A 19,735-nucleotide genomic window follows, 5' to 3' on the forward strand; every position below is an offset into this window, starting at 1 on the left:
GATCAACCGGATACCCTGACCATGAGCGATTTCGATCTCGTCCTCCGCGGCAACATCGTATTGTCCGACCGGATCATCGAGGATGGCTATGTCGCCGTCGCCGGCGGCAAGGTCGGCAAGGTTGGCTCCGGCACGCCGCCTTCGGCCCGCGAGACGCAGGATTTCCGCGGCCAGTGGATCATCCCGGGCGTCATCGACGGCCAGGTCCATTCCGGCAGCCAGGCCAATCACGAGGGCATCGGCATGTGCTCGCGCGCTGCGGCCGCCGGCGGCGTCACCGTTATGGTCGACATGCCCTATGACGAGCCGGAGCCGGTCACCAGCGCCAGGCTCTTCAACGAGAAGGTCGCGGTGGTCGAGCGCGACGCCCATGTCGACGTCGCGCTCTACGCCACCATCATCATCGAGAACGGGCTCCATGCCATCCCGGGGCTGGTCGAGGCCGGCGCCTGCGCCTTCAAGTTCTCGACCTTCGAGGCCAATCCGACACGCTTTCCCCGCATCGGCGACGACACGCTCTACGAAGCCTTCAAGCTGATCGAGCCGACCGGGCTGCTCTGCGGCGTCCACAACCAGGACCAGGAGATGACCCGGCGCAACATCGCCAGGCTGACCGAGGCCGGCGACACTGGCCCGGACGCCTTCCTGCGCGCCCATACGCCGCTGATCGAGAATCTCGCCACCGCGCGCATCTACGAGATCGGCGCCGAGACCGGCGCGCGGGCACACGCCGTCCACGTTTCGACCTCGCGCGGCTTCGAGATCTGCAACATGTACAAGCGCGCCGGCTACAAGGCGACGGTCGAGAGCTGCGTGCAGTACTTCATGCTCAACGCCGAGGAGCATGTGCCGCGCTTCGGCGCCAAGGTGAAGCACTACCCGCCGATCCGGCCGAAGGCCGAGAGCGACCTGCTCTGGAGCCACCTCGCCGCCGGCCATTGCGACTTCATCTCCTCGGACCACGTCTCCTGGGGGCTGGAGAAGAAGGGCGATCCGATGATCTTCAAGAACACCTCCGGCGGCCCCGGCATCGAGACACTGCTGCCGGCGCTGTGGACCGGCTGCGAGGAGCACGGCCTGTCCCCGACCATCGTGGTGAAGCAGCTCTGCGAGGGGCCGGCCAAGGCCTTTCTGCTCGCCGACAAGGGCCGGCTCGAAGCCGGCGCCGATGCCGACATCACCGTGCTGGAACCCGGCCGCTTCATCCATGATCCCAGCAAGAGCCTGGCGGCGGTGAAGTGGAGCTCGATGGAGGGCCGCGAGTTCCGCGTCCGCGTCGCCGCGACCTATGTCCGCGGTCAGCTCGCCTGGGATGGCCAGCAGATCCGCAACAAGGCCGGCGACGGCCGCTTCCTGCGCCCGGCGGCCTGAACCGCGATGTCGATCGATCAGGACCGGCTCTGGCGGCGCATCGAGGCGCTCTCGCGGATCACCGATCCGGAGCGCCCGTGGACGCGCCGCTCGTTCACGCCGCGCTTCCTCGAAGGCCGTGCCTGGCTTGAAGCGGAGTTCCGCGCCGCCGGGCTGGAGGCGGAGCTCGACGCCGCCGGCAACCTGATCGGCCGGCTCGCCGGTGCCGATCCCAAGCTGAAGCCGATCCTGGTCGGCTCGCACTCCGACACCGTCCCCTCCGGCGGCCGCTATGACGGCATTTTGGGCGTGCTTGCCGCGCTGGAGGTGGCGCAGAGCTTCAGCGAGCGCGGCGACCGCTTGCGCCACACGCTGGAGGTCGTCGACTTCCTGGCCGAGGAGCCGAGCGAGTTCGGCCTCTCCTGCATCGGCAGCCGCGCGCTGGCCGGCGCGCTCACCGAACAGCATCTCGCCCTCACCCGCCCGGACGGCATGACGATGCGCGAAGGCATCGCCTTCGTCGGCGGGCAGCCGGAGGAGTTGGCTTCCGTCAGGCGCGAGCCCGGCAGCATCGCTGCCTATGTCGAGGTCCATATCGAGCAAGGCCGCGTGCTGGAGAACGAGCGCATCCCGATCGGCATCGTCACCGATATCGTCGGCATCCGTCGCGAGCGCATCGTGGTCACCGGCCGGGCCGACCACGCCGGCGCGACGCCGATGCCGCTGCGGGCCGATGCGTTGGTCGGAGCGTCGAAACTGGTCGAGGCTGCCTATAAGCGCGCACTGGCCACCGCGCGCGACAACCAGCCGCTGGTCGCGACCTTCGGGCGCATCGAGGTCAGCCCCAACGCCGCCAACGCCGTACCGGGCGAAGCGATTCTGACGCTCGAGGTCCGCTCCGGCAACGAAGCTGCGGTCAAGGCCTTCGGCGACGCGCTGGTGAGCGACCTGCTCCCTGCGCTGGAAGAGCTGCATCTCACGATCTCGTCCGAGCCGATCAGCCATGTCGCGCCGACGGCCTGCGCGCCTGAGGTTCGCTCCGCCATCGCCAATGCCGCGGCCTCGCTCGGCCTTGCCACGCGCGACCTGCCGAGTGGCGCCGGCCATGACGGCGTCTTCGTCGCGAAGACCGGCCCGATCGGCATGATTTTCGTCCCCTGCCTCGACGGGCGCAGCCATGCGCCGGAGGAATCGATCGAGCCGGAGCAGGCCGGTGACGGCGCCCGCGTCCTGGCCGAGACGGTTCGCCTGCTCGATGCGAACCTGGGCTGAGGCGATGGACTGGGCAGCAACAGATCTGGCGGAACGCGATCTCTACAAGCTCCTCGTCAACACGGTACTGCCGCGCCCGATCGCGCTCGTCACCACCGTCAATGCGCAAGGGCGCGCCAATGCCGCTCCCTTCAGCTTCTTCAACGTCTTCAGCCATGCGCCGCCGCTTGTCGTGCTCGGCATCGAAGGACGCGATGGCGCGCCCTCACCGCTGAAGGACACCATGCGCAACATCCGCGCGACCGGCAGCTTTGTCGTCAACCTCGTCGACCGCGCCATGGTCGAGGCGATGCAGATCTGCGCCATCGACTTCCCCGATGACATCGACGAGATCGCGGCGGCCGGACTTGCGAGCGCGCCCGGCACGTCGATCAAGGCGCCGCGCCTCGCTGCCTCCCCCGTCCAGCTGGAATGCCGCGAGACGGTCTCGCTCTCGCTCGGCACCCGGCATCGCAACCTCGTCGTCGGCGAGATCGTCCACCTCCACATCCGCGACGACATCGTCGACGAGCGCCTGCATGTCGACGTCGACAAGCTCGATCTCGTCGGCCGCCTGCATGGCGTCGACTGGTATCTGGGCCTGCGCGACCGCTTCCAGGTTCCGCGCCAGACGCTCGACGGCTGGCGCCAGCGAACGCAAGCCAATCCCGAAGGAGAGGTGTCGTGAGCGGCACGATCTACGTCATCAATCCCAACTCGACCGAGCGCGTGACCAGGGAGATCGACGTCGCCGTCGCGCCGCTGCGCATGGCGGGCGGTCCGGCGATCGACTGCCTGACGCTGGCAGAGGGCCCTCCCGGCATCCAGTCGCAGCGCGATGTCGACGGGCTGATCCCGGCGTTGCTGAAACGCGCCGCCGGCCTGGAGAACGAGGCGGCCGCCTTCGTCATCGCCTGCTTCTCCGATCCCGGCATGCATGCGCTGCGCGAGCAGAGCGAAAAGCCGGTCCTCGGCATCGCTGAAAGCGGCGTGCTGACCGCGCTGACGCTCGGCCAGCGCTTCGGCATCGTCGCGATGCTGCAGAATTCGATCCCGCGCCATCTGCGCTATCTCGGCGCGATGGGGGTGATGGATCGCTTCGCCGGCGACCTGCCGGTCAACCTCACCATCGCCGAGATGGCCGACGATGCGCTCACGCTCGGGCGCATGACCACCGTCGGCCGGACCTTGCGCGACACGCACCATGCCGACGTGCTGGTCATGGGCTGCGCCGGCATGGCGCGCTTCCGCGAGCCGCTGGAACAAGAGCTCGGCATTCCGATCGTCGAGCCGACGCAGGCGGCGGTGACGCTGGCGATCGGGCGCGTGCGTCTGGGCTGGGGCGGGCGCCCTCTCCGCGCGAGCTGAAGCATGGATGGTCTCGCTATCGAACTCGCCGGGCTCCTCGGCGAGGCGAATCTCCTCGTCTTCACCCAGGACCAGGCCCGTCCTGTCGACCGCTCCCTGCCCGCTTCCACCAGTAACTGAGGACGATCATGACTTTGCTCGATGAAACCGCGAAGGGCGTCTACGTCATCGCGGTGACGCCTTTCACCGAAACCGGCGCGCTCGACCTGGAGAGCACCGACCGCATGGTCGATTTCTATCTGGAGAAGGGCGCGACCGGTCTCACCGTGCTCGGCATGATGGGCGAGGCACCGAAGCTGACGGCGGACGAGTCCCGCATCTTCGTCCGCCGCGTGCTGGCCCGGGTCCAGGGCCGTGTGCCGGTCGTCGCCGGCGTCTCCGCTTCCGGGTTCGCCGCGATGCGCGAACTCAGCGAGAGCGTGATGGGCGACGGCGCCGCCGGCGTCATGGTCGCGCCGCCGTCGAATTTGCGCACTGATGACCAGATCGTCGCCTATTACGCCATGGCGGCCGAGACACTGGGACCGAAGACGCCCTTCGTCCTGCAGGATTTCCCGCTGGTCGCCCAGGTCCAGATCACTCCGGCAGTGGTTCTGAAGATCGTCGCCGCTCATCAAAGCTGCGTCATGCTCAAGCACGAGGACTGGCCGGGCCTCGCCAAGATCTCGGCCCTGCGCGCCGCCAGCGATCAGGGCGCGCGCCGCATCTCGATCCTCGTCGGCAATGGCGGCATCTTCCTGCCGGAGGAACTCTCGCGCGGCGCCGATGGCGCCATGACCGGCTTCGCCTATCCCGAGATGATGGTCGATGTCTGGCGGGCCCATGCTGCCGGCGACATCGAGCGGGCGCATGATCTCTTCGACGCCTATCTGCCGCTCGCCCGCTACGAGCAGCAGCCCGGGCTCGGCCTCTCCATCCGCAAGCACATCCTGGCGAAGCGCGGCGCGATCGCCTCCGCCACGCTGCGCAAGCCGGGCGGGGCATTGTCCGGGGCCGATATCGCCGATATCGAACGACTCATTGCACGCCAGGAGCGGCGCCTGAAGGAGATCGGCTGATGGATCTGGGACTGACCGGAAAGCGCGCGCTGGTACTCGGCGCGAGCCGCGGGCTCGGCGCCGCGATCGCGCAGACCCTCGCCGCTGAGGGCGCGACCGTCATCGCGGCCGCCCGCAGCACCGATGTGACGGAGAGCTGGATCGCTGCGCTGCCCGTAGACCAGCGCGGCCGCGTCAGCGCCGCCCGGCTCGACCTCGCCGATCTCGGCTCGGTCGACGCGCTCGCCGACCGCGTCGTCGCGGCAGGCGGCATCGACATCCTGATCGGCAACTCCGGCGGCCCGCCGCCCGGCGAGGCCCGCGACGCCAAGCGGGCCGACTGGCTCGTGCATTTCGAGGGCATGGCCGCCAATCTCTTCCATCTGGCACAGCGCCTGCTGCCCGGCATGGCGGAGCGTGGCTGGGGGCGCATCGTCACCATCGCCTCCTCCGGCGTCGAGCAGCCGATCCCGCGCCTGGCCCTGTCGAACGGCATTCGCGCCGCAGTGATCGGCTGGTCGAAGACCCTGGCCTCCGAGGTCGCGGGCAGCGGCGTGACGGTCAATGTCGTCCTGCCGGGCCGCATTCACACCGAGCGCGTCAACCAGCTCGACGATGCCGCGGCCGCCCGCAGCGGCGGCACGCGCGAGGCCGTCGCCCAAGCCTCGATGGCGGCGATCCCGGCAGGCCGCTACGGCAAGCCCCAGGAATTCGCCGATGTCGTCGCCTTCCTCGCCAGCGAGCGGGCGAGCTATGTCACCGGTGCGAAGATCCGCATCGACGGCGGCCTGATCAGGGGCATCTGAGCGCCCGCCGGCCGCGTGCGCACGTGGGGCCGGCTGCTAGACCGCCACCTCAGCCTTGATCGCCGCCTGCGGCGAGTAGTCCTCGACCGCGAAATCGTCGATCCGGTAGTCGTCGATGCTCGCGGCATGCCGGGTGAGCCGCATGGTCGGGAACGGCCGCGGTTCGCGCGTGAGCTGCTCGCGAGCCTGATTCAGGTGGTTGAGATAGAGATGGAAGTCTCCGCCGACCCAGATCAGCTCGCCCGGGCGAAGCCCTGCCTGCTGCGCCAGCATCAGCTGCAGCGCCGTGGCCCCGACAAAATTGAACGGCGCCCCGAGCAGCAGATCGACCGATCTCTGGAACAGGAGGCAGTTCAGGCGTCCGTCCGAGGTCACATGGTACTGGTACACCATGTGGCAGGGCGGCAGCGCCATTGTGCCGAGTTCCGGCACGTTCCAGCCGTGGAAAAGCATCCGGCGGCTCGCCGGATTGGTCCGAAGCGTCTCGATCAGCGTCGCGATCTGGTCATGCTCGCGGCCGTCCGCACCGAGCCAGCGGCGCCATTGCTTGCCATAGACCGGGCCGAGTTCGCCCCAGCGCGCGGCGAAGGCATCATCCTCGACGATCCGCTGCTCGAACGCGTCCTGCGAGATGGCTTCGCCGGTCTCGCGGCGATAACGGTCGAGCGGCCAGTCGGTCCAGATCCGCACGTTCTCGCGCAGGAGCGGCTGGATATTGGTGCCGCCGGTCAGGAACCACAGCATCTCCTTGACGGCGGTCTTCCAGTAGACGCGCTTGGTCGTGAGGATCGGCGCCTGCCCCTCCGAGAGGTCGAACCGCACCATCGCGCCGAACAGCGAACGGGTGCCGACGCCGGTGCGGTCGAGCCGCTCGTCGCCTCGCTCGAGCACATCCGACAGAAGGTCGAGATACTGATATTCCGGATGCCTACGCTTCACTCACGGCCTCCACCAAGGTTGGCTCCGCTGCCGCGCCTCTCCTCCGCACTGAAGGAGCGCGCCTGCAGGCGATCGCCCTTGCGGACGCCTGCGCCGAGGACGCGCTGCCACGGAGTGTGATGGTGGTGCATTGAACCCGAATTCGAATCTGCAAAGCCCGCGATATTAGCGCCATCCGCGCCGGCGCGCTCCTCGCGCGCCGCAGCTCTCAACCGCTTTTCGCGCAGCCCTCGCGGCCAGGTCTCACGGCATCGAAATAAATCGTGATCGCTCCGGATATTGCAATGCCGAAGGGTCGCCCCAATCTGAATGCCTGATGAACAGAAGGGGCGCTTCGGGCCTGCGCTTGAGGTATCGGACGAAGGTGGCTTCCGGTTTCCGGAACGATCCGATGCTCCATCAAAAGCCCGGCTGATGAGGATCGTATCATGAGCAGACTATCCATGCTGGCCGCACTGCTTCTGGCAGTGGGCCTGGCAGGGCAAGCTTCGGCCTCCGCCTGGGCCGAGAGCAAACCTCATAATCCGGCGGCTGCCACCGCGCCGAAGATCACGGAAGCGCAGGCCCGCTCCATCGCTTTCCGCCACGGCCTCGTCCATGTCGAGGAGATCGCTCTCTCCGACTGGCGCTGGGAGATCGCCGGGCGCGCCCAGGGCGGCGTCGAGGTCACCCTCGATCTCAACGCCTATGACGGCTCGGTGATCGGCGGCGCGGCGGCGCCCTGATCGCCTCTTCTCCGGAAACGGCACAGGCCGCGGGATTTTCCCGCGGCTTTTTCGTATCTGCGGAGAAATTAGCCGGGGCCCCCTCCTCCTCTCTTTCCCCGCGCGTTCTCAGCGCCTATATTCGGCTTGCCGCTCGCAAGGGCGGCTATGGTGATAAACGGACTTCGTAATAAGCCTTTCGGACCCGGGGGCGGTACCCGGCGCCTCCACCCCAGCCCTGCGGCGCGAGCAGCAGGAGACTTGCAACCCTCGCGGTTGCAGGGCTGCGGCGGGGGCGAAATAGGATCGACGAGGGTGTAAAGGTTGTTCTTTTGCCCGGCATGGTTCCGCCGTTATCGGGCCGTTGCATAGTTGCCAACGACAACAATGCTCGGGTTGCTGTCGCCGCGTAAGCGGTGCTGGTTCCCAAACCAAAGCCCTTGCGCTTAGCCGCGTAAGGCGGGGCTCGGAGGCGCCTGGCAACAGAAGCCTCCACTTTTTTGTCCGGCTCAGGCGGCCGGTGCGGAGCAGCAGAGGAGGCCCTTCCTTTGCATAAGAAGTGCTCTAAACTAATGGAATCGGTCACGTTTTTCGTTTCGGGGAGCTTCCCACCGGTCGCGGCGTGATCTAGAGGAGCGGAAACGGAACCCGGACCCGATGACCAAGGATATTCTCCGCTACGACCTGATGGTGCAGGACGCGCTCAAGGGCGTCGTCCGCAAGATCCTGGCCGAGGCGGGCCGCGACGGGCTCCCGGGCGAGCATCATTTCTACATCACCTTCCGGACGACCGCGCCGGGCGTGCGGTTGTCGCAGCGCCTGCGCGAGAAGCATCCGGACGAGATGACGATCGTGCTCCAGCACCAGTTCTGGGACCTCAACGTCAGCGACCACGCCTTCGAGGTCGGCCTCTCCTTCTCCGGCGTGCCGGAGCGGCTGCTGATCCCCTATGACGCGATCACCACCTTCTTCGATCCGTCGGTCCAGTTCGGCCTGAAGTTCGAGACGCAGGATGCAGGCGCCGAGGCGCAGGCGAGCGAGCCCGCCGCCCCGGCGAAGGCCCCGCGCGGCGCCGCCTCCGAACCCAGCATCGCACCTGCCGCCCCCCTCGCCCTTCCGCCCAAGCCGGCGCAGAAGGCGCTGCCGGCCAGCGGACAGAAGGAAGCAGCCGAAGCGGATGCCGAGGCCAAGCCCGAGGCCGAGGAGGAAGGCGGCGCCCAGGTCGTCAGCCTCGACGCCTTCCGCAAGAAGACCTGAGACCTAAGGACTTCCATCATGACCGGATTCCGCAGCGAGACCGATTCCTTCGGTCCGATCGACGTCGCCGCCGACCGCTACTGGGCGGCGCAGACGCAGCGCTCGCTGCAGAATTTCAAGATCGGCGGTCCGGCCGAGCGCATGCCGCTGCCGCTGGTGCATGCGCTGGTCCTGGTCAAGAAGGCCGCTGCCACCGTCAATGCGAAGCTCGGCTTGCTCGACGGCAAGGTCGAGACCGCAATCATCCAGGCTGCCGACGAGGCGCTTTCCGGCAAGTTCGACGAGCATTTCCCGCTCGTCGTCTGGCAGACCGGCTCCGGCACCCAGTCGAACATGAACGTCAACGAGGTGCTGGCCAACCGCGCCAACGAGATCCTCGGCGCCGGCCTCGGCAAGAAGAGCCCGGTCCACGCCAACGACCACGTCAACAAGGGCCAGTCCTCCAACGACAGCTTCCCGACCGCGATCCATATCGCCGCCGCGCTCGCCGTCTCCAAGGAACTCCTGCCGGCGCTCGGCCGGCTGAAGGATGCCTTAGACGCCAAGGCGAAGGCTTTCGCCGACCTCGTCAAGATCGGCCGCACCCATCTCCAGGACGCAACTCCGGTCACGCTCGGCCAGGAATTCTCCGGCTATGTCGCGCAGATCGAGCTCGGTATCGCCCGGATCGAGCAAACCCTGCCCGGCCTGCTGGCGCTCGCCCAGGGCGGCACCGCGGTCGGCACCGGCCTCAATGCTCATCCCGATTTCGCCAAGGCCTTCTCGGCCGAGGTCGCCAGGCTGACCGGCCTGCCCTTCCGCACCGCCGACAACCTGTTCGAGGCGCTCGCCAGCCATGGCGCGATCTCCTACAGCCATGGCGCGCTGACCGCACTCGCCATGGACCTGTTCAAGATCGCCAACGACATCCGCCTGATGGGCTCGGGCCCGCGCTCCGGCCTCGGCGAAATCAGCCTGCCCGAGAACGAGCCGGGCTCCTCGATCATGCCGGGCAAGGTCAATCCGACCCAGGCCGAGGCGCTGACCATGGTCGCGACCCGCGTGCACGGTAACCAGGCGACCGTCGCCTTCGCCGCCAGCCAGGGCCATTTCGAGCTCAACGTCTTCAAGCCGGTGATCGCGCAGGCTTTCCTGCAATCCGCTCGCCTCCTGGCGGACGCGGCCGACAGCTTCCGCACCAATTGCGTCGAAGGCATCGAGCCCAATCGCGAGCGCCTCGCCGAATTGCTCTCGCGCTCGCTGATGCTGGTGACGGCGCTCGCCCCGGCGATCGGCTACGACAAGGCCGCCAGCATCGCCAAGGCGGCTCATCACAACGGCACGACGCTGCGCGAGGAAGCGCTCAAGGCCGGCGTCGACGCCGGGCTCTTCGACAAGACCGTCGTCGCCGAAGACATGCTCAGCCCGGGCTGATCATGGCCGAGATCGTCAATCTCCGCCGCGCCCGCAAGGCCCGCGACCGGGCGAGCGCCGAGGCGGTAGCCGAGCAGAACCGGATCGCGTTCGGCCGGACCAAGGCCGAGCGCAAGCTGACCGAGGCGGAGAAGACGCTGGCCGAGCGCCGCCTCGAAGGCCATCGCCTTTCCGACGATTCCGACAGCAAGGACAAGGCGTGAGCGGCAGACTATGAGCGGCCTGCGCAAACGCTCCCTCGCCATCGCCGGCCACCGCACCAGCGTCTCGCTCGAAGAGCCGTTCTGGGAGGCGCTGAAGGAGATCGCGGCGGCCGAGAAGCGGCCGATCGCCAGCCTGGTGGTGGAGGTCGATTCCGGCCGCGGCGAGCTCAACCTCTCATCGGCGCTGCGGCTGCGCGTGCTCGCCCATTATCGCGGGCGCACCGAAGCCGCGAGGCTCACACCTGCGGACTGACCAGCAGGCGCCGCGCCGTCTCGACGACGGCGCGCGTCAGACCCGCCAGCCGATCCCCCGCGACCCGGTTGATCTGCCAGAACAGCGGTGTATCGAGCGCCGTACCCGGCATGAGCTCGCTCAGCCTGCCGGCATCGAGATGCTCCCGCACCAGCAATTCGGGATTGGCGCTCCAGCCGATGCCGAGCAGGCACGCCTCGACGAAGCCTTGTGTCGACGGCACCCAATGCACGGGATGGCCGGGGCTTTTGCCGAAGGCGAGCTCCATCCACTGGCTCTGCAGCCGGTCCTTCTGGTTGAAGACCAGCGAGGGCGCCTGTGCCAGCGCAAGCAAAGTCACACCGCCAGCAAAATGACGCGCCATGAAGCCCGGGCTCGCCGTCGCGACGTAGCGCAGCGAGCCGAGCGGGATCACCCGGCAGCCCTGGATCGGCTTGTCCAGCGCGGTGACGGCGGCAAGCACGCGCCCTCGCCGCAGCCATTCGGCCGTATGCTCCTGATCGTCGACGGCAATGTCGATGAGGTGCGAGCTCCGCTCCGCGAACGCCGCCACGGCGCGCAGGAACCAGGTCCCGAGGCTGTCGGCGTTGGCGGCGACCCTTAGCGTGACGCGCTGCTGCGGCTGATCCGGCTCGGCCAGCGCCGGCAGCCGCGTCATCAGCTCGCCTTCGAGCAGGCCGACCTGCTCCATATGCCGACAGAGCCATTCGCCGCGTTCTGTCGCCGTGCAGGGCTGCCCCCGGATGATCAGCACCGTCCCCAGCCGTTCCTCGAGTTGCTTGACCCGCTGCGAGACGGCCGAGGGCGTGACGTTCAGCGCCTGCGCCGCCTTGTCGAAGCTGCCGGTCCTGATCACGAGCGAGACGGCCTGCAAGGCGGGATAGTCGAGCATCACATTAGCTCAGCTTAATCAAGATAACGATGTTTAACTACACTAAGGAAGCTTCCGCGCCTAGGCAGAGCGGCGAAACGGGACCGCCACTCATGCCTTTCTCCGTCTATGTCACCGGCTTCACCATGGGTCTCAGCCTGATCGTCGCGATCGGCGCCCAGAACAGCTTCGTGCTGCGGCAGGGCCTCAGGAACGAGCATGTCTTCGCGGTCTGCCTCACTTGTGCGCTCTCGGATGCGGTGCTGATCCTCGCCGGCGTCGTCGGGCTGAAGCAGGCGACGGCGCTGCTGCCCATGCTCGAACCGGCCCTGCGCTATGGCGGCGCCGCCTTCCTGATCTGGTATGGGGCGCGCAGTCTGCTCTCGGCCCTGCGCTCCTCCGAGGCTCTGGCGGTCGGTGCCGGAGGCGGCGCGACCCTCTCGGCCAGCCTCGTCACCTGCGCCGCGCTGACCTGGCTCAACCCGCACGTCTATCTCGACACCGTGCTGCTGATCGGCAGCATCGCCAGCCAGTTCCCGGGGCAGGAACTGGTCTTCGCCGCCGGCGCGATGACCGCCTCGTTCCTGTTCTTCTTCGGGCTCGGCTATGGCGCCCGCTGGCTGCGCCCACTCTTCGCCGACCCCAGGTCCTGGCGGATCCTCGACGGCATCGTCGCCGCCACCATGTGGGCGATCGCCTTCAAACTGCTGCAGGGTGGTTGACCGGCCCAAAACGAACAAAAAAAGCTGCCAAACCAGCAGCTTGCGAGCAGTAGCTGAATCACCGCCGCACGCGCTTGAATCAGTTTCCCAGCGCCTTGAATCAATTCTGCAGCGGCGAGCGCGACAGCGGCCGCGGCACCGACTGGATGTCGAGCGGCGGCGGCAATGGCGGCGCCTCGCCGCGCGGCCTGCCATATCCTGGCGGATCGCCCGGAATATAGGAGGGCGGCGCGCCCTGCAGGATCATCGGCCCGGGCCGGCCCTCGATCGCAGCGCGTATCGCCGCCTGCCGCGCCCGCTCGTCGGCTTCGGCCTTGCGCCGCTCGTCCTCGGCCTTGCGCGCCTCTTCCTGGCGTTTTGCGATCTCGGCCTTGCGCGCTTCCTCGACGAGGCGCGCCTCTTCCAGCCTGCGGGCGATCTCGGCCCGACGCACTTCTTCGGCCTGCCTCGCCTCCTCGGCCCGTCGCGCGAGCTCCGCCCGGCGCGCCTCTTCGGCGAGCCTGGCTTCCTCGGCCTTGCGCGCCTCCTCCGCCCGCTTCTCCTCGGCGATGCGGCGCTCCTCCTCGGCCTTCAGGAACTCGGCGAGCTTGCGCTCATTCTCGCGCATCTCGCGCTCGGCCCGCAGGCGCCGGATATGCATCGCCCGCTCGCGCTGGTCGGCCTCGAAGGCTTCGACCCGCTCGATCTCGCGCGCCAGCGCCCGCGCCGCCACGACATTGGAAAGCGCCCCGACATCGGTCTCGCGCCGCGGTGCCTCGATTGGCCCACGCCAGGCGACGCCGACCTGCGGCAACTGTTCCGGCCAGCCCTTCGGCGCCGCACCGAGTGGGCGCAGGTTCAGGCGCAGATCGGTCGTCATCGCCCGCCAGTCGACCAGTCCGGTCGCCTCGGCCCTGAGGCCCGCACGCTCGACCGAGACGGGCGAGACGCGCAGGACGCCGGCCGCCTGGGTGAAGGGGATGGTGACGTCGCCCAGCGGCCAGCTCGCCTTCTCCAGCGCCTCGCCGATCCTGTCCTGCAGGCGCCCGGTCTCGCTTTCAGACGCGTCGTCGCCCGTCGCGGCGATCACCTTGGAGATCGCGGCCGGGTCGAAGCGCGTCATGCCGGCGCCGGCGACGCTGATCGAGCCGGCACCGCCGAGCGCCGCGATCAGGCGCGCCGGGCTTTCGCCGGAGCCGCCCGCCTCGAAGCTGCCCGAGAGCTTGCCAGTCAGCGAACCCTTGGTCAGCACGGTGAGGTCGAGCCCGGCGAGGCCGAGCCTGCCGGTGATCTGCGCCAGCCCGCCCTCGCGGCGCGCCGTGAGCCGCCCGCTGACCTCGCCACCGGCATGGCTGCCGCGGAGGCTGTCGAGCGTCAGCCCGTCCGGCCCGGCCGCCAGATCGAGGCGAGCCTTCGACAGCGCGATCCTGTCGGTCAGCTCGAGCCGCTCGGCATTGAGAGCGAGCCTGATCTCGGAGAGCCCCGTCGCGCCCTGAAAGCGGCTCGGCGACCATTGGCTGCCGGCGACCGGCTGGGCCTGGCCGAGAATGGCCGAGAGCGCCGGCTGCAGCGCGAAGGACGGCAGATCGAGCCGCCCGCCGATCCCGCGCTCCGCCGAGAAGCTCAGCGCGCCGCGCGCCGCCTTGCCGCCGGCATTGACGACGAGGTCGTCGAGCCTCGCCTCGTCGCCGAAGCTGACGCGCCCGGACGCATCGAGCACGCCGTCCGGAACGAGCCGCGCCACCCCGTCCGGCAGGACCTGATCCGGCCCGTCGGCCTGCAGGCTGAGCCGTGCGGTATCTCCGCCTCCCTCCAGAACGAGCATCAGCCCGGGTCCGGCGAGCGAACCGACCGGCCCATGTGCGCCGAAGCCGAGCGAGAGCTCGCCCGAGCCGCCGCGCGCCGGGCGCGGCAGGCCGAAGGCGGCGAAGGCACGGCGCCTATCGTCGAGCGAGAGCTTCACTTCGCCGCCGTTCCACTGCCCGGCGGCGTCGAGCTTGCCGTTGAGCGAGAGCCGCCCGGCCTGAGCCGAGCCCTCTGCCACGACGCTGGTCTCGCCATTTGCTGCGCGCGCCAGCTTGAAGCCGGCATCGATCCCGGCGAGCCCGTCCTCGATCCGCGGCAGCACGCGCCGGAAGCCCTCCGGCAGCAGCGGCCCGGCCAGCGCCGTCAGCGCGGCGAAGCGCGGCGCACGCACCCGCCCGGCGATCTCGCCGCCGCCCGGCAGCAGCGCGCCCTCGCCCTCGACCTTGACGCCGCCGAAGCCGTCGACGGCCAGGCGGCTGAGGCGCCAGTCGCTGCCTTGCCGGGTCAGGGCGAGCCGGGCCGAGCCCGGCGGTGCTGCGAGGTAGCGCAGACCGTTCAGGGTGAGATCGAGCGAAAGGTCGCGCCGGCCGGTGAGCGCATTCAGGCTGTCGCCCGGCGGCAGGGTCGCAAGGTCGAGCCCGTTCAGGGTCAGCTTGGCATCGAGCCTGCTGGGCGTGATCGCACCGGAGCCTTCCAGACGCGGGCCGGAGCCCGCCCGCGCGGTCATGCGCGTGATGGCGAGGCGCTCATTGCTCCAGTCCAGTGTCGCCGTCCCGTCGAGGCTGCGCAGGGCCGCGAAGCTGTCGGCCAGCCCGGCCTCTACGCCGAGCCGCGCCAGCGCCAGCGCCGCCCGGCGCGCATCCGGTGCCTTGGCCTCGACCGTACCGCGGAAGCCCTGGCCGTCGAGCCCGCCGCGGGCATCGAGGACAGCGTTGGCGATCCTGACCGTGGCGCTTCCCGCCTCGATCCCGTCGCCGTCGAGCTTGCCGCGCAGGGCAAAGCCGCTGAAATCCTCGCCGCGCCAGACGATCTGGTCGAGATCCAGCGAGAGATCGACCGGCCCCGGCAATGCCTGCAGAGCGCGCTGGTAGCCCGGCCGCTGGGCCAGCGCTTCCGCCAGCATATCGGCATCGAGCCGGCGCGCCTTGAGCTGGACGCTGCCCTTGCTGTCCGCCGGGTTGAACGATCCCTCGCCCTCGAGCCGCGCGGCCCCGCCAGCGATCTCGATGGCCAAACCGGAGAAGTCGAGGCGCCGGCTGTCGCCATTCACCCGTCCCGCCAGACTGACGGCGCCGCCGGGCGCGATCGTGAACCCGCCTTCGAGCGCGGGCCGGACACGCCCTTCCGAGCCGGCGAGGATCAGCGAGCCGTCGAAGCCGAACTGCGTCTGCTCGCCGGTGACCGAGGCCTTGGTGCGCAATCGCCCGTCGGCTTCGATCGCGCCGGTGGCGAAGCGCAGGGACGAACCGGCGATCTCGCCCTCGACACGCCAGGGCCCGTGCAGGGCGACGGCGGAGACGTCGACCGAGATCGGCGCCAGCGTCTGTGCCGCCTTGCCGGGCTCGCGCCAGATCAGGGCCGAGCGGCGGATCGCCAGGCGATCGATCGCCGTCTCGCTCGGCAGGCCCCCGCCCTGGCGGGCCGGCAGGGCGATGGCGCCGCTCTCGTCGGCGACGAGGCTCAGCGTCATCCCGTCGGCCTCGGCCTCGATCAGCCTGAACTCGCCGCGCGCCAATGGCGCCAAAGCGAGCTCGGCCGTCAGCGTCTCGATGGTTGCCCCGCTCGCCCCGGCTTCGCCGGAGCCGAGGCGCACCTGGGCGAGCGTCAATCGCGGCGACGGCAGCAGCCGCAGACCGATCTCGCCGCCGACGCGCGTCTCCACCCCGAGCGCCGCGCTGATGCGCTGCTCGAAATGGGGCCTGTACTCGCGCCAGTCGACGAAGCCCGGCCCCAGCAGCGCCGCCAGCAACGCCGCGACGAGCAGCCCGGCCAGTAAGGTCAGGGCCTCACGCACGCTCTTGCATCAATCCTCGAATGTCGACGGCACGATCATGCACGCAAGTCGCGGCAGGATCACGACATTCTTGCGAATGATCCCCGTCCGGAATGTCACAAGGCGATGATCTTGCCCGGATTGAGGATATTCTGCGGGTCGAGCGAACGTTTGATCAGCCGCATCACGTCGAGCGCGGCGGGGCTGTGCTCGATCGTGAGGTACTTCATCTTCTTCTGGCCGACGCCGTGCTCGCCGGTGCAGGTGCCCTCCATGGCCAGCGCCCGCTTGACCAGCCGGTCGATGAAGGCCTCGCAGCGCGCGACCTCGTCGGGATCGGCGAGATCGACCAGCGGCTGGGTGTGGAAATTGCCGTCGCCGACATGGCCGACGATTGGCGCGATCAGGCCCGACGCCTCGATGTCGCGCTTGGTCTCGTCGACGCATTCGGCCAATCGCGAGATCGGCACGCAGACATCGGTCGCGACCGATTCCGCGCCGGGCCGCAGCGCGCGGGCCGCCCAGTAGGCGTCGTGCCGCGCCTGCCACAGCTTCGAGCGGTCCTCGGGCCTTGTCGCCCAGTCGAATGGCCCGCCGCCGAACTCGGCCGCGATCTCGCCGAAGCGCTCGGCCTGCTCCTTCACGCCCTCCTCCGAGCCGTGGAACTCGACGAACAGCATCGTCGTCTCCGGCAGGCCGAGCTTGGAATGCAGGTTGACGCCGCGCATCATCACATCGTCGACCAGCTCGATCCGCGCCACCGGCAGGCCGGACTGGATCGTCATGATCGTCGCATCGCAGGCCGCCTTCACCGAGGGGAACGGGCAGACGCCCGCCGACATCGCCTCGGGGATGCCGTGCAGCTTCAGCGTCACCTCGGTGATGATGCCGAGCGTGCCTTCCGAGCCGACGAGCAGGCGGGTGAGGTCGTAGCCGGCGGAGGATTTGCGGGCCCGGCTCGCAGTCTTGACGATGGCGCCGTCGGCCATCACCGCGGTCAGCGCGATGACATTGTCCTTCATCGTGCCGTAGCGCACCGCATTGGTACCGGAGGCGCGCGTCGCCGCCATGCCGCCGATCGAGGCGTCGGCGCCCGGATCGATCGGGAAGAACAGGCCCTGGTCGCGCAGATGCTCGTTCAGCTCCTTGCGGGTGACGCCGGCCTCGACGGTGCAGTCGAGATCCTCGGCATGCACCGCGACGACCCGCTTCATCTGCGACATGTCGATGCAGACGCCGCCGAAGGGCGCGTTGACATGGCCTTCCAGCGAGGTGCCAGTCCCGAAGGCGATGGCGGGAACTCCATGCTTGACGCACAGTTTCACTATGGAGGCCACTTCTTCGGTGCTCTGCGGATAGACGACCGCATCCGGCGGCTGGTTCGGAATCCAGGTCAGGGTGTGGCCGTGCTGCTGCCGGACCGCCAGGCTGGTGACGAGCCGGTTGCCGAACAGAGCCGCCAATGCCTGCGTCAGCGCGGCGACGGCCTGCGGCGACGGCGGCAGCTCTGCAGCACGAGCAAGGGGGGCCTGAGACACGGAAGCTGTAGAAGGCATTGTCATGGCTGGAGAACTTCGCCTAGTCTGGAATGGTTCGGCCTTGGGGTAGCGGCGTTTAGTGTTTTCACGCGCCACGCCCGCGCCGGCAAGAGCTGGCGGCGCAGAGCCGCCTACACAGCGACGAGAGACGGACCGAAAGGAGGAGCCGATGCCGGACGAAATTCGCACGCCCGCTTTGTTTTTCGCTCCCTTCGTCTCGTCCCCGATGCGGGTCGAGCCGCAATGGATCGACTATAATGGCCATCTCAACATGGCCTATTACCATGTCCTGTTCGACCGCGCGGTCGACGAGGTCTTCTCGCTGGTCGGCCTCAACCAGGATTATGTCAAAAGCCGCAAGGCGTCATTCTTCGCCGCCGAATGCCATGTCCTCTACAAGCGCGAATTGTCGGCGCGGGATCTCGTCCGCGTCACCGCGCAACTGATCGCCTTCGATGACAAGCGGCTGCATTATTATCTCGAGATGCGCCATGCCAGCGAAGGCTGGCTCGCCGCGACCTCCGAGAATCTGTCGCTGCACGTCGACATGGTGAGCCGCAAGGTGACGCCCTTCCCGGCCGACATCCTCGCCAATCTCGCGATCATGAAGGCGGCGCATGCGCAGATGCCGCGCCCGGCCACGGTCGGCCGGATGATCGGCATGCCGCAGAAGAGCGCGATCACGCTCGGCGAGCCGGTGGAGGAAGCCGAGCGCGAGACCGAGACGCGGCACTAGCCGCGCTCGCTATCTTGTCTTTCAACGCTGCGGATAGATGGTCTCGCCGCGCTTGAGCATCTCGACGAAGGCCGCGATCTTCTTCCGCCGCCCGGCCTCCGTCTTGAGATTGTGGACGCGAAACGCCAGCGCGAAGCGGTTCTGTGCGCTCAGCCTCGACAGCATCTCCTTCGCCTGGGGTTCTGCGTCGATCGCGGCTTGCAGGTCATCGGGGATCTTCAGGTTTCGGCCGGCGCCGTAAGCGCGCGCCCAGCGGCCATCGGCCTTGGCCGCATCGACCTGCACCAACCCGTGGCTGGTCATGCGCCCCTCCGTGATCAGCCGGGCGACATTGTCGACATTGATCTGGCTCCAGATGCTCTTGGCGGTCCGCGGCGTGTAGCGCTGCAGATAGCTGCGCTCGTCGTGCCCCTTCTTGACGCCATCGATCCAGCCCCAGCACAGCACGACGTCGATCGCCTCCTTGGGCGTGATCGACGGCAAGCCCGACGAGAGCTTGTGGATCTTGATCCAGACCTCGTCCGCACGGTCATAATGCTCGCCGAGCCACGCGTAGAAGCGCGCCGCATCCTCGAATTCCCGGACCTTGTCAGGGTCGACCACTACCGGCGCCATCGCTGCTCCAAAATTCTCGATCGGGCCGGAAGGCCGAACATCTCTCTAGCGCGGGGGTGCTTCGCTCGTGTCAGCACCGGACCCAGACGGCTACTCGTCGCCGTCCGGTATCTTCAGCCGATGACCGCAGGCCTTGCAGTGCACCGCGTCGGGGTCGTGGCGCTGCAGGGCGCATTCCGGACAGGGGAAGGTCACCTTGTGCGGCCGGAACACCGCCTGCGCCAGCCGCACAAACAGGGAGATTCCGGTGATCATCACCACGATCGAGGTCAGCTTGCCGGCGATCCCCGGCAGGGTGATGTCGCCGAAGCCGGTGGTCGTCACCGTCGTGACGGTGAAGTAGAGCGCCTCGACATAGCCCTCCAGCCCCGGCCGGCTCATGAAGAAGAAGGTGTAGACGAAGCCGGTGACGACGAAGAGGAAGGTCAGGAGATTGATCAGCGCTCGCGCCACATCCTCCCAGTCGCGATAGCGCGTCTCGCGCAATTGCGCCCAGATCAGGCCGCGCTGCGACAGCGACCAGAGCCTCAGGATGCGCAGGAAGCCGAAATTCTCCAGCCATTGCGGCGCCAGCAGCGTCGCCAGGATGAAGAGGTCGAGCAGCATGGTCGGCTGGCGCAGCAGCCGCAGCATGTTCGAGGACGCCAGGAAGCGCGCCGCGATCTCTGCGGCGACGATGATCGCGACGGCATAGTCGAGCCAGAGGAATTCCGGCCGGTCGCGCAGCATCGGTGTCGCGACGAAGAAGCCGATGATCAGCAGGTCGATGATCAGCGTTGCGAACTGGAAGCGTAGCGCCGCCGGCGTCCGGCCATGGTAGAGCTGCCGAAGCCGGTCGCGCAGCCCGGAATGTCCACTGCTGCTGTCGTCAGGATCGGCGGCGGCGCTCATCCC

At 68.4% G+C, this 19,735-nt stretch carries 19 protein-coding genes and 1 other RNA gene; 14 read left to right on the top strand and 6 right to left on the bottom strand.

What is annotated here, in order from left to right; genetic code table 11:
• The first annotated feature begins 21 nt into the window (after nt 1-21).
• The 6 genes from ACWIGM_RS02735 (at nt 22) to ACWIGM_RS02760 (ending at nt 5,812) form a co-directional block, all read left to right on the top strand.
• Nucleotides 22-1,371 (top strand): dihydroorotase, encoded by a 1,350-nt coding sequence (locus tag ACWIGM_RS02735; RefSeq protein ID WP_454024389.1) that lies wholly within the window; start codon nt 22-24, stop codon nt 1,369-1,371.
• Between the two features lie 6 nt (nt 1,372-1,377).
• The gene (locus ACWIGM_RS02740) at nt 1,378-2,622 is read left to right on the top strand and encodes a Zn-dependent hydrolase (RefSeq protein ID WP_454024390.1); all 1,245 of its coding nucleotides are present in this window, start codon (nt 1,378-1,380) and stop codon (nt 2,620-2,622) included.
• Between the two features lie 4 nt (nt 2,623-2,626).
• A complete protein-coding gene (locus ACWIGM_RS02745) occupies nt 2,627-3,289 on the top strand; it encodes a flavin reductase family protein (protein WP_454024391.1) in 663 nt (220 codons plus the stop codon).
• Nucleotides 3,286-3,969, top strand: a complete 684-nt coding sequence (locus ACWIGM_RS02750) for an aspartate/glutamate racemase family protein (RefSeq protein WP_454024392.1) — start codon at nt 3,286-3,288, stop codon at nt 3,967-3,969. The genes ACWIGM_RS02745 and ACWIGM_RS02750 overlap by 4 nt, the downstream gene beginning before the upstream one ends.
• A 128-nt stretch (nt 3,970-4,097) precedes the next feature.
• Nucleotides 4,098-5,027: a dihydrodipicolinate synthase family protein gene (locus tag ACWIGM_RS02755; protein ID WP_454024393.1), complete on the top strand. Its 930-nt coding sequence runs from the start codon at nt 4,098-4,100 to the stop codon at nt 5,025-5,027.
• Entirely contained in the window at nt 5,027-5,812 is a 786-nt protein-coding gene (locus ACWIGM_RS02760; protein ID WP_454024394.1) for an SDR family oxidoreductase, read from the top strand. Before ACWIGM_RS02755 ends, ACWIGM_RS02760 begins: the two co-directional genes overlap by 1 nt.
• Nucleotides 5,813-5,848: 36 nt before the next feature.
• Here the strand turns inward: ACWIGM_RS02760 and thyA are convergent, their stop codons facing one another.
• Nucleotides 5,849-6,751, bottom strand: a complete 903-nt coding sequence (gene thyA / locus ACWIGM_RS02765) for a thymidylate synthase (RefSeq protein ID WP_454024395.1) — start codon at nt 6,749-6,751, stop codon at nt 5,849-5,851.
• A gap of 428 nt (nt 6,752-7,179) precedes the next feature.
• Here thyA and ACWIGM_RS02770 point away from each other — a divergent pair, with 428 nt between their 5' ends.
• The 6 genes from ACWIGM_RS02770 to ACWIGM_RS02795 all read left to right on the top strand — a co-directional run bounded on the left by ACWIGM_RS02770 (nt 7,180) and on the right by ACWIGM_RS02795 (nt 10,581).
• Nucleotides 7,180-7,476 (top strand): PepSY domain-containing protein, encoded by a 297-nt coding sequence (locus tag ACWIGM_RS02770; protein WP_454024396.1) that lies wholly within the window; start codon nt 7,180-7,182, stop codon nt 7,474-7,476.
• 89 nt (nt 7,477-7,565) lie between these two features.
• Nucleotides 7,566-7,952: a transfer-messenger RNA gene (gene ssrA, locus ACWIGM_RS02775) on the top strand.
• A gap of 160 nt (nt 7,953-8,112) precedes the next feature.
• Nucleotides 8,113-8,712 (top strand): SspB family protein, encoded by a 600-nt coding sequence (locus tag ACWIGM_RS02780; RefSeq protein WP_454024397.1) that lies wholly within the window; start codon nt 8,113-8,115, stop codon nt 8,710-8,712.
• Nucleotides 8,713-8,730: 18 nt separating this feature from the next.
• Entirely contained in the window at nt 8,731-10,125 is a 1,395-nt protein-coding gene (gene fumC, locus ACWIGM_RS02785) for a class II fumarate hydratase (protein WP_454024398.1), read from the top strand.
• A 2-nt stretch (nt 10,126-10,127) separates the two neighbouring features.
• Nucleotides 10,128-10,328, top strand: a complete 201-nt coding sequence (locus tag ACWIGM_RS02790; RefSeq protein ID WP_454024399.1) for a DUF4169 family protein — start codon at nt 10,128-10,130, stop codon at nt 10,326-10,328.
• A 10-nt stretch (nt 10,329-10,338) separates the two neighbouring features.
• Nucleotides 10,339-10,581, top strand: a complete 243-nt coding sequence (locus tag ACWIGM_RS02795) for a ribbon-helix-helix domain-containing protein (RefSeq protein ID WP_454024400.1) — start codon at nt 10,339-10,341, stop codon at nt 10,579-10,581.
• Here ACWIGM_RS02795 and ACWIGM_RS02800 read toward each other — a convergent pair.
• A complete protein-coding gene (locus ACWIGM_RS02800) occupies nt 10,565-11,473 on the bottom strand; it encodes a LysR family transcriptional regulator ArgP (RefSeq protein WP_454024401.1) in 909 nt (302 codons plus the stop codon). The two genes, ACWIGM_RS02795 and ACWIGM_RS02800, sit on opposite strands and share 17 nt — an antisense overlap.
• 92 nt (nt 11,474-11,565) lie before the next feature.
• Here ACWIGM_RS02800 and ACWIGM_RS02805 point away from each other — a divergent pair, with 92 nt between their 5' ends.
• Complete coding sequence (locus tag ACWIGM_RS02805) at nt 11,566-12,174, top strand: LysE/ArgO family amino acid transporter (RefSeq protein WP_454024402.1); 609 nt, start codon at nt 11,566-11,568, stop codon at nt 12,172-12,174.
• Between the two features lie 100 nt (nt 12,175-12,274).
• Here the strand turns inward: ACWIGM_RS02805 and ACWIGM_RS02810 are convergent, their stop codons facing one another.
• Nucleotides 12,275-15,973, bottom strand: coding sequence for an AsmA family protein (locus ACWIGM_RS02810; RefSeq protein WP_454024403.1), 3,699 nt, complete (start codon nt 15,971-15,973; stop codon nt 12,275-12,277).
• A 95-nt stretch (nt 15,974-16,068) separates the two neighbouring features.
• The gene (locus tag ACWIGM_RS02815; RefSeq protein WP_454025433.1) at nt 16,069-17,508 is read right to left on the bottom strand and encodes an FAD-binding oxidoreductase; all 1,440 of its coding nucleotides are present in this window, start codon (nt 17,506-17,508) and stop codon (nt 16,069-16,071) included.
• A gap of 151 nt (nt 17,509-17,659) precedes the next feature.
• On the opposite strand from ACWIGM_RS02815, the gene ACWIGM_RS02820 reads away from it, so the two are divergent.
• On the top strand, nt 17,660-18,226 hold the full coding sequence (locus tag ACWIGM_RS02820) for a thioesterase family protein (protein ID WP_454024404.1): 567 nt from the start codon (nt 17,660-17,662) through the stop codon (nt 18,224-18,226).
• A gap of 21 nt (nt 18,227-18,247) precedes the next feature.
• Here the strand turns inward: ACWIGM_RS02820 and ACWIGM_RS02825 are convergent, their stop codons facing one another.
• Together ACWIGM_RS02825 and ACWIGM_RS02830 are read right to left on the bottom strand one after the other, a co-directional pair.
• Nucleotides 18,248-18,841, bottom strand: coding sequence for a YdeI/OmpD-associated family protein (locus ACWIGM_RS02825; protein ID WP_454024405.1), 594 nt, complete (start codon nt 18,839-18,841; stop codon nt 18,248-18,250).
• A gap of 90 nt (nt 18,842-18,931) precedes the next feature.
• Entirely contained in the window at nt 18,932-19,732 is an 801-nt protein-coding gene (locus ACWIGM_RS02830) for an ion channel (RefSeq protein ID WP_454024406.1), read from the bottom strand.
• Nucleotides 19,733-19,735: the final 3 nt, after the last annotated feature.

The sequence above is a fragment of the Allobosea sp. NPDC055332 genome (assembly GCF_053645455.1).

What these genes read in the sequence shown, in the direction of transcription:
- ACWIGM_RS02735 (WP_454024389.1), top strand. Translation starts at nt 22, where the DNA reads ATGAGCGATTTCGATCTCGTCCTCCGCGGCAACATCGTATTGTCCGAC.
- ACWIGM_RS02740 (WP_454024390.1), top strand. Translation starts at nt 1,378, where the DNA reads ATGTCGATCGATCAGGACCGGCTCTGGCGGCGCATCGAGGCGCTCTCG.
- ACWIGM_RS02745 (WP_454024391.1), top strand. Translation starts at nt 2,627, where the DNA reads ATGGACTGGGCAGCAACAGATCTGGCGGAACGCGATCTCTACAAGCTC.
- ACWIGM_RS02755 (WP_454024393.1), top strand. Translation starts at nt 4,098, where the DNA reads ATGACTTTGCTCGATGAAACCGCGAAGGGCGTCTACGTCATCGCGGTG.
- ACWIGM_RS02760 (WP_454024394.1), top strand. Translation starts at nt 5,027, where the DNA reads ATGGATCTGGGACTGACCGGAAAGCGCGCGCTGGTACTCGGCGCGAGC.
- ACWIGM_RS02770 (WP_454024396.1), top strand. Translation starts at nt 7,180, where the DNA reads ATGAGCAGACTATCCATGCTGGCCGCACTGCTTCTGGCAGTGGGCCTG.
- ACWIGM_RS02780 (WP_454024397.1), top strand. Translation starts at nt 8,113, where the DNA reads ATGACCAAGGATATTCTCCGCTACGACCTGATGGTGCAGGACGCGCTC.
- fumC (WP_454024398.1), top strand. Translation starts at nt 8,731, where the DNA reads ATGACCGGATTCCGCAGCGAGACCGATTCCTTCGGTCCGATCGACGTC.
- ACWIGM_RS02790 (WP_454024399.1), top strand. Translation starts at nt 10,128, where the DNA reads ATGGCCGAGATCGTCAATCTCCGCCGCGCCCGCAAGGCCCGCGACCGG.
- ACWIGM_RS02795 (WP_454024400.1), top strand. Translation starts at nt 10,339, where the DNA reads ATGAGCGGCCTGCGCAAACGCTCCCTCGCCATCGCCGGCCACCGCACC.
- ACWIGM_RS02800 (WP_454024401.1), bottom strand. Translation starts at nt 11,473, where the DNA reads ATGCTCGACTATCCCGCCTTGCAGGCCGTCTCGCTCGTGATCAGGACC.
- ACWIGM_RS02805 (WP_454024402.1), top strand. Translation starts at nt 11,566, where the DNA reads ATGCCTTTCTCCGTCTATGTCACCGGCTTCACCATGGGTCTCAGCCTG.
- ACWIGM_RS02815 (WP_454025433.1), bottom strand. Translation starts at nt 17,508, where the DNA reads ATGCCTTCTACAGCTTCCGTGTCTCAGGCCCCCCTTGCTCGTGCTGCA.
- ACWIGM_RS02820 (WP_454024404.1), top strand. Translation starts at nt 17,660, where the DNA reads ATGCCGGACGAAATTCGCACGCCCGCTTTGTTTTTCGCTCCCTTCGTC.
- ACWIGM_RS02825 (WP_454024405.1), bottom strand. Translation starts at nt 18,841, where the DNA reads ATGGCGCCGGTAGTGGTCGACCCTGACAAGGTCCGGGAATTCGAGGAT.
- ACWIGM_RS02830 (WP_454024406.1), bottom strand. Translation starts at nt 19,732, where the DNA reads ATGAGCGCCGCCGCCGATCCTGACGACAGCAGCAGTGGACATTCCGGG.